Source organism: Pseudarthrobacter sp. NPDC080039, from assembly GCF_040702335.1.
GTDB classification, from domain to species: Bacteria; Actinomycetota; Actinomycetes; order Actinomycetales; family Micrococcaceae; genus Arthrobacter; species Arthrobacter enclensis_A.
Window position 1 is genome coordinate 1 of record NZ_JBFBKY010000053.1, and the last position, 7,975, is coordinate 7,975.

A 7,975-nucleotide genomic window follows, 5' to 3' on the forward strand; every position below is an offset into this window, starting at 1 on the left:
CCCGGCCAGCCCGCCCGCGTCCCCTTCATCACCCAGCAACTCGAAGGCGCCACCGGCCCCATCGTCGCCGTCACCGACTACATGAAAGCCGTCCCCGACCAAATCCGCCAATTCGTCCCCAACGAATTCGCCACCCTCGGCGCCGACGGCTTCGGCTTCTCCGACACCCGCGCAGCAGCCCGCCGCTACTTCAAAAACGACACCCACTCCATCGTGGTCCGTGCCTTGGAAATGCTTGCGCGGCGCGGCGAGGTGGATGTGGACGCCCCGGTCAAGGCGATTGAGAAGTACAAGCTCCTGAACGTCAACGCCGGCACCACCGGCAACGCGGGCGGCGAGGCCTAGCCTCAGCCCCTTCTGCGAACGGCACCAGGAACGACGGCGGCCCTCACCTGCAAGGTGGGGGCCGCCGTCATTCTGTAAGGGCAGGGCAGCCTGGCGACCGGACGAACTGTGATCCGCGACAAAGCGGATTGTAGCCTTCGCACAAATGGAGCTTGCGTGGCCGTGGCCGTATGCTCAAAGAATGCCAGCACCAACCAGCCCGTCCTCGAAGCGGAACCCCTCCCCGCCGAAGGTCACGCCGGAGAAGTCCGAGACCCTCAAGCAGCTCCGCGCCAACGTCGGCCAACTCTCCACCTCCACGATGCGCAAGCTTGAGCAGTCGCTGCCCTGGTACAGCCGGCTCAGCGCGGATGAGCGCTCCGCTCTGGGCATGGTGGCGCAGAACGGGATCGCGGCTTTCGTCACCTGGTATGAACGGCCCAGCTCGCCGTCGTGGATCCTTACTGACGTTTTCGGAACAGCCCCCACCGAACTGACCCGGTCCATCAGCCTGCAGAAGGCATTGCAGCTGATCAGGATCGTGGTGGAGGTTGTCGAGGACCAGGTGCCGGTCATAGCTCCCGAAGCCGACCAGCCTTCCCTTCGCGAGGCAGTGCTGCGCTATTCGCGCGAAGTCGCATTCGCCGCCGCCGACGTCTACGCCCGTGCCGCCGAGTCCCGCGGCTCCTGGGACACCCGGCTGGAAGCCCTGATCGTGGATGCCATCCTGCGTGGCGAAAACACCGACGCACTGCGCTCCCGCATCGCCGCCCTGGGCTGGAAGGCGCAGGAGCGCTTCACGGTCATGGTGGGCAACTCGCCCTCCGAGCCCAGCGCCAGCTACGTCAGCGAACTGCGCCGGATGGCCGGCCGCTACGCGGAGGACGCGCTGGTGGGAATCCAGGGCGACCGGCTGATCCTGATTCTTGGCGGCGTGCAGGACCGCGAATCCGCATACGTCAAGCTGAGCGAGATGTTTGCGCCCGGGCCTGTCGTATACGGTCCTGAAGCCAGCTCGCTGCTGGAGGCCAGCGGTTCGGCGCAATCAGCGTTTGCCGGCCTGACCGCCGCCCGGGCGTGGCCCTCGGCGCCCCGGCCGGTGGCCGCCGATGACCTGCTGCCGGAGCGGGTGATCTCAGGCGATGACGCTGCCCGCCGCTCCCTGGTCAAGAACATCTACCGCCCGCTCCTGGCGGCATCCAATGGCCTGGTGGAAACACTGGGCACCTACCTGGAGCTGGGCCATTCCCTGGAAGCCACCGCCCGCGAACTCTTCGTCCACGCCAACACCGTGCGCTACCGGTTGAAGCGGGTTTGCGATGTCACGGGCTGGGACCCGCTGCTGCCGCGCGAAGCTTTCGTACTGCAGGCGGCACTGGTGGTGGGCCGCCTTTCGGCCCCGCCGAAGGCCGCCACGGAGCGGCAGGCGTCCCGAAACCAGGCGTGACACCTTGTAGACTTCCTACAACCTGACCCCGTGAGCTTGGTGCAGAGAAACACCGCTGGATCTCACAGTAATTTGGAAAGCTGGTTACGTGCTTGCAATAGTCTGCCCTGGACAGGGCTCGCAGACCCCGGGTTTTCTGGCCCCCTGGCTGGAACTTCCCTCGGTGGCAGGCCAGCTGGCCTCCCTGAGTGACATCGCAGGCATTGACCTGATAGCCCACGGGACAACCTCCGACGAGGAAACCATCAAGGACACTGCCGTGGCGCAGCCCCTGATTGTCGCCGCGGGGCTGGTCACCGCCGCGTCCCTCTTCGACGTGGAGCTTAACTCCCTCCCGGTGATCCTCGCCGGCCACTCGGTGGGTGAGATCACCGCAGCTGCCCTCGCCGGTGTCCTGACGGAGCAGGAAGCCATGATCTTCGTCCGGGAACGGGCCAACAGCATGGCCGCCGCAGCCGCAGTCACCCCCACGGGCATGAGCGCCGTCGTCGGCGGTGACCCCGCAGAGGTGCTCGCAGCGATTGAGGCATCCGGCGCCGCGCCGGCCAACGTCAACGGAGCCGGCCAGACGGTCGCCGCAGGAACCTTTGACCAGCTGAAGGCCCTGGCAGCGAACCCGCCCGCCAAGGCGCGCGTCATCCCCCTCAAGGTGGCCGGCGCATTCCACACCAGCCACATGGCTCCGGCCGTCGACGCGCTGAAGGCGCTGGAGCCGCAGCTGAACCCGGTGGCGCCCAAGGTGCCCCTGCTGTCGAATTACGACGGCGGTGAAGTCACCGACGGAGGCGCCGCCGTCGAAAGCCTGATCGCCCAGGTATCCCGCCCAGTGCGCTGGGACCTGTGCATGGAAACCATGGTGAAGCGCGGTGTCACCGGAGTCATCGAACTCGCCCCCGCCGGCACGCTTGCCGGGCTGGCCAAGCGCGGGATGCCCGGCGTCAAGACCGTTGCCGTGAAGACCCCCGATGACCTCTCCGCCGCCCTGGCGCTGTTTGCTGAACTGGAGGGCAACGCATGAGCGTGCCCACGCTGAAACAGGCTCCCATCCAGGAGCACACCCGGATCGTCGGCCTCGGCGCTTACCGGCCGGACGTCATCGTCACCAATGAGGACGTGTGCCAGTGGATTGACTCCTCGGACGAGTGGATCCGCCAGCGCACCGGCATCGTGACCCGCCACCGCGCCGCTGCCGGCATCAGCGTCATTGACATGGCTGAAGGTGCCGCCCGCGAAGCAATGGAGAAGGCCGGCATCGAGGCCTCCGAGCTTGGCGCCGTCATCGTATCCACGGTGACCCACCCGTACGCCACCCCCTCCGCCGCAGCCAGCCTGGCTGACCGGCTGGGCGCCACCCCGGCTCCGGCCTTCGATATCTCCGCTGCGTGCGCCGGCTACTGCTACGGCATTGCCCAGGCTGACGCGCTGGTGCGGTCCGGTGCCGCCAAGTACGTCCTGGTGGTTGGTGCGGAGAAGCTTTCCGACGTCATCGACAACCGGGAACGCACCATTTCCTTCCTGCTCGGTGACGGTGCCGGCGCCGTCGTCGTGGGCCCGTCGGACACCCCTGGCATCGCCCCGTCCGTATGGGGTTCTGACGGCAGCAAGTGGAATGCGATCGGCATGACCCGTTCCCTGCTGGACGTCCGGGACCTGGGGCTGGCGGCGCGCCAGTCCGACTCCACGGGCGACCTCGCCCTCCTCGAGGAGGCCCAGGAGCTCTATCCCACGCTCCGCCAGGACGGCCAGACGGTCTTCCGGTGGGCCGTGTGGGAGATGGCCAAGGTTGCGCAGCAGGCACTTGACGCCGCCGGCATCGAGGCCGAAGACCTGGTGGCGTTCATCCCCCACCAGGCGAACATGCGCATCATCGACGAGATGGTGAAGAAGCTGAAGCTGCCCGAGGCGGTTACAGTGGCACGGGACATTGCCGACGCCGGCAATACATCCGCTGCCTCGATCCCGCTGGCAACGCACCGGCTCCTGCAGGAAAATCCCGCGCTGAGCGGCGGGCTGGCCCTGCAGATCGGCTTTGGGGCCGGGCTGGTGTTCGGTGCGCAGGTAATAGTCCTTCCCTAAGTACGCCCAAGGGTCCGCATCCCGCGGCCCGGACCGTTTCCGGCAGCCCCTGCCGGCAATACAAGAAAAGGAGCCATCAATGGCTAGCAACGAAGAGATCCTGGCCGGCCTGGCTGAAATCGTCAACGAGGAAACCGGCCTGGCCCCCGAAGCTGTCGAGCTGGACAAGTCCTTCACCGAGGACCTGGACATCGACTCCATCTCCATGATGACCATCGTGGTCAACGCCGAGGAAAAGTTCGGCGTACGCATCCCGGACGAAGAGGTCAAGAACCTCAAGACCGTTGGCGACGCCGTCAGCTTCATCGCCGGAGCACAGGCTTAGTCTGGGCCTTTTCGCCGTCTCACGGCTTGGCGGGGCTGCTGGTCCGGACTGACCGGACCGGCAGCCCGCCGCATCTAACCGGCACAGTGCCCCCGACCGGGACTGGCCGATCATCAAATGTGCGGGACCCTGCGGTTGGCGCAGGCGGATTCCCCACCGACGAAAGAGTGATCCCATGACGCGCAAAGTAGTCATTACCGGTCTGGGTGCCACCACGCCCATCGGCGGCGATGTACCCACCATGTGGAACAACGCCCTCAAGGGGGTCTCCGGTGCCCGCACCCTGGAGGACGACTGGGTAGCCAAATACGAGCTCCCCGTCCACTTCGCTGCCCGCTGCAGCACCCCGGCACTGGACGTCCTCAGCCGCGTGGAAGCAAAGCGGATGGACCCCTCCACCCAGTTTGGCGTCATTGCAGCCCGCGAGGCCTGGGCCGACTCCGGCATCACCGAATTTGACCAGGACCGTTTGGCTGTTGCCTTCGCCACCGGCATTGGCGGGGTCTGGACGCTGCTGGATGCCTGGGACACCCTCAAGGAGAAGGGCCCGCGCCGGGTCCTGCCCATGACGGTTCCCATGCTGATGCCCAACGGCGTGGCCGCGGCCGTCAGCCTGGACCTCGGTGCCCGTGCCGGCGCCCACACTCCTGTCTCCGCCTGCGCTTCCGGCACCGAGGCCATGCACCTCGGCCTCGAACTCATTCGTTCCGGTAAAGCGGACGTGGTGATGTGCGGTGGCGCTGAAGCAGCAATCCACCCCATGCCCCTGGCCGCATTCGCTTCCATGCAGGCGTTGTCCCGCAGGAATGACGAACCCGAGCGCGCCTCCCGCCCCTACGACATCGACCGTGACGGCTTCGTCATGGGTGAAGGTGCCGGTGCCCTGGTCCTGGAGGCCGAGGAGCACGCCCTGGCCCGTGGAGCACGCATTTATGCCGAGCTGGCGGGTACGTCCGTCACGGCCGACGCTTACCACATCACCGCACCGGATCCCGAAGGCCTCGGCGCTACCCGCGCGCTGAAGGCAGCCATGTTCGACGGCCGTATCCAGGCCGAAGACGTGGTGCACGTCAACGCCCATGCCACCTCTACCCCGGTTGGCGACAAGCCGGAGTACACGGCCCTTCGCGCGGCGCTGGGCAACCATGTGGACAACGTGGCCGTTTCCGCCACCAAGTCGCAGATGGGCCACCTCCTGGGCGCTTCCGGCGCGGTGGAGGCTGTCCTAACGGTGCTGGCCGTTCACGAACGCAAGGCGCCGGTCACCATCAACCTGGAGAACCAGGACCCGGAAATCCCGCTCGACGTGGTCACCTCCGCCCGTGACCTGCCGGCCGGGAGCATCGTTGCCCTCAGCAACTCGTTCGGTTTTGGCGGCCACAACGCCGTCGTGGCCATTCGCAGCGTCTAGGCACCATCCCGGGGCAACTGCCCGGGCACAGGAGGAGGCCCCGCCGGCTGGCGGGGCCTCCTCTTTGCTATGGAAGGTAGTGCTGGGCTGGGTCCCGTTGTGGAAACGGGCGACGGCGGTCAGCCCACCTGGTGGAGCCAGCGCACGGGAGCGCCCTCGGCAGCGTGGCGGAACGGTTCCAGTTCCTCGTCCCATGCTTCGCCCAGGGCGAGGGACAGCTCATGGTAGACAGCGGAGGGGTCGCCGGATCCTGACTCGTAGGCGTAACGGATACGGTCCTCGGACACCATGATGTTGCCGTGCACATCCGTGACGGCATGAAAAATCCCCAGTTCGGGGGTATGCGACCAACGGCCGCCGTCCACGCCCTGACTGGGTTCCTCCGTCACCTCATAACGAAGGTGCGCCCAGCCGCGAAGGGATGACGCGAGTTTCGATCCCGTACCGGGGGCCCCGGTCCAGGAAAGTTCGGCCCGGAACATTCCGGGCGCGGCAGGCTGCGGGGTCCACTCGAGGTCCGTCCGCTTGTCCACCACCGCACCGACCGCCCACTCCACGTGGGGGCACAGCGCCGTAGGGGCCGAGTGAACGAACAGCACACCGCGGGTCATTGCAACAGACATTCCATCCTCCATAGCTCTAGGTACGTCTTCCCCAACGACCTCTGCCTGGATGGGACTGCCAGTGCCTGCACTGCGGCGGTAGTTCCCTGCTGTATTCAGATGTATCAGATTAAGCTGTGTCCGGACTTGCTCCGCCGCGCGAAACCCTTGAGCTTCAAGCGGCACTTGAAAGTTGCCGGACGTGACTCTTATTGTGCCGTACCCCGTGGAATTACGCCAGTGCGATTAGCCACAGTCGTCAGGCTCTTGGATGGGCCTGCTGGTAGCTCTTCCGCAGGCGGTCAACCGAGACATGCGTGTAGATCTGGGTGGTGGCCAGGCTGCTGTGGCCCAGGATTTCCTGCACAGCGCGAAGGTCTGCGCCGCCGTCGAGAAGATGGGTGGCGGCCGAGTGGCGCAGCGCGTGTGGCCCGGACGCCGATGTATCGCCAAGTGCTTCGAACAGGGCATCGACCAAGGCACGCACCTGGCGCTGGTCGACGCGTCCCCCTCGGGCTCCGAGGAACAGGGCGGGTCCGCTGTTGTCCTTCACCAGGGCCGGCCGTCCGCGCCGGAGCCAGTCATCGATGGCCAGGGCAGCGGGTACTCCGTACGGGACTGTCCGTTCCTTGTTTCCCTTGCCGATGACCCGCAACGTCCGGCGGTCGGGGTCCAAATCATCGATGTCGAGCGCCGTAAGTTCGCCCACCCGGGTGCCTGTGGCATAGAGCAGTTCCACCATGGCACGGTTCCGCACAGCCAGGGGTTCGCCCTCCACGGCTGCCATTTCCAGTCCTTCCAGAATCCGCGTGAGCTGGGACGACTGCAGGACCCCGGGCAGTGATCCCTCGCGTTTCGGTGCCTTCAGCCGCAGTGCGGGGTCTGCGTCGATAAGTTCCTCCCGGACCGCCCACGCAGTGAATGTTCGCGCCGTGGCGGACCGGCGCGCAACGGTGGACCGTGACGCCCCGCCGGCGCTTTGGCTGCCGAGCCAGCGCCGGAAAGACCCGAGCTCAAGGTCCTTCAGTCCCGCTGCCCCTTCCGATGCCGCATGGGCAAGGAAGCTGCGCAGATCGCCCAGGTAGGCCCGCTTGGTATGTGCCGACACCGCCCGCTCCCCTGACAGGTACCTGGCGAACGCGTCGAGGGCCTTGCCGAGTTCCGCAGGCAGTGTTTCATTTTCCACTCCTCTACTGTCCCAGTTGCGTGGCCTGCAGCGGCGGTGGACACGGTCATGCCCTGCCGCGTTTCCAGCCTCCGCGCTCCGACACGGCAAGTCCCAGCAGTCCCAGCCGCCCCAGCCCTGCCCGGACCGACTCCTGTCCGAGGCCGGCCACGGCGGAAAGCTTCTCCACCGAAGTGGTGGACCTCAACGGCAGCGCGTCCAGCAGGATCAGGTCTTCCAGGGTGAGCCCATCCTGCACCGAAGCCTGCACCGCGTGCTGCTCAGGCAGCGCTGTTCCGCTGGGTGAGGCCAGCTCGGCCACTTCCGCAGCGTCAGTAACACAGACTGCTCCCCCATCCCGAAGGAGCCGGTGGCAGCCGGCGGAGTTGGCGCTGTGCACTGAACCGGGGACCGCGCCGACGGTCCGGCCCAGGGTCTCGGCGTGGTGGGCCGTGTTGAGGGCCCCTGAGCGCCAGCGCGCCTCCACCACCACCGTGACGGCGGCGAGCGCCGCAATGAGGCGGTTCCGTTGCAGGAGTATTTACCGGACTAAGTCTCCGGTTCACGGCGTGTGTCGTCGGCTCCAACGGTGTTTGGCAGGCGCATGCTTTGCTCATGAATTTCT

Annotated in this window: 7 protein-coding genes and 2 pseudogenes; 6 read left to right on the forward strand and 3 right to left on the reverse strand. The window is 66.5% G+C overall.

Annotated features, from left to right (window positions below):
* The 6 genes and pseudogenes from AB0313_RS21795 to fabF form a co-directional block, all read left to right on the forward strand.
* A pseudogene (locus AB0313_RS21795) lies at nucleotides 1-345 on the forward strand (pyruvate dehydrogenase (acetyl-transferring), homodimeric type); the annotation flags it as partial.
* Nucleotides 346-526: 181 nt separating this feature from the next.
* On the forward strand, nucleotides 527-1,771 hold the full coding sequence (locus tag AB0313_RS21800; protein ID WP_307311261.1) for a CdaR family transcriptional regulator: 1,245 nt from the start codon (nucleotides 527-529) through the stop codon (nucleotides 1,769-1,771).
* A gap of 88 nt (nucleotides 1,772-1,859) precedes the next feature.
* Nucleotides 1,860-2,789 (forward strand): ACP S-malonyltransferase, encoded by a 930-nt coding sequence (locus AB0313_RS21805; RefSeq protein WP_174237516.1) that lies wholly within the window; start codon nucleotides 1,860-1,862, stop codon nucleotides 2,787-2,789.
* The gene (locus tag AB0313_RS21810; protein ID WP_141941875.1) at nucleotides 2,786-3,847 is read left to right on the forward strand and encodes a beta-ketoacyl-ACP synthase III; all 1,062 of its coding nucleotides are present in this window, start codon (nucleotides 2,786-2,788) and stop codon (nucleotides 3,845-3,847) included. The genes AB0313_RS21805 and AB0313_RS21810 overlap by 4 nt, the downstream gene beginning before the upstream one ends.
* 79 nt (nucleotides 3,848-3,926) lie before the next feature.
* A complete protein-coding gene (locus AB0313_RS21815; protein WP_009359314.1) occupies nucleotides 3,927-4,172 on the forward strand; it encodes an acyl carrier protein in 246 nt (81 codons plus the stop codon).
* A gap of 175 nt (nucleotides 4,173-4,347) precedes the next feature.
* Nucleotides 4,348-5,583: a beta-ketoacyl-ACP synthase II gene (gene fabF / locus AB0313_RS21820; protein WP_141941877.1), complete on the forward strand. Its 1,236-nt coding sequence runs from the start codon at nucleotides 4,348-4,350 to the stop codon at nucleotides 5,581-5,583.
* Nucleotides 5,584-5,702: 119 nt separating this feature from the next.
* Here the strand turns inward: fabF and AB0313_RS21825 are convergent, their stop codons facing one another.
* The 3 genes and pseudogenes from AB0313_RS21825 to AB0313_RS21835 all read right to left on the reverse strand — a co-directional run.
* Nucleotides 5,703-6,206, reverse strand: a complete 504-nt coding sequence (locus AB0313_RS21825) for a DUF3145 domain-containing protein (RefSeq protein WP_141941879.1) — start codon at nucleotides 6,204-6,206, stop codon at nucleotides 5,703-5,705.
* 238 nt (nucleotides 6,207-6,444) lie between these two features.
* On the reverse strand, nucleotides 6,445-7,371 hold the full coding sequence (locus AB0313_RS21830) for a tyrosine recombinase XerC (RefSeq protein WP_141941881.1): 927 nt from the start codon (nucleotides 7,369-7,371) through the stop codon (nucleotides 6,445-6,447).
* Between the two features lie 46 nt (nucleotides 7,372-7,417).
* Nucleotides 7,418-7,885, reverse strand: a pseudogene (locus AB0313_RS21835) (DNA-processing protein DprA); the annotation flags it as partial.
* Between the last annotated feature and the right edge of the window lie 90 nt (nucleotides 7,886-7,975).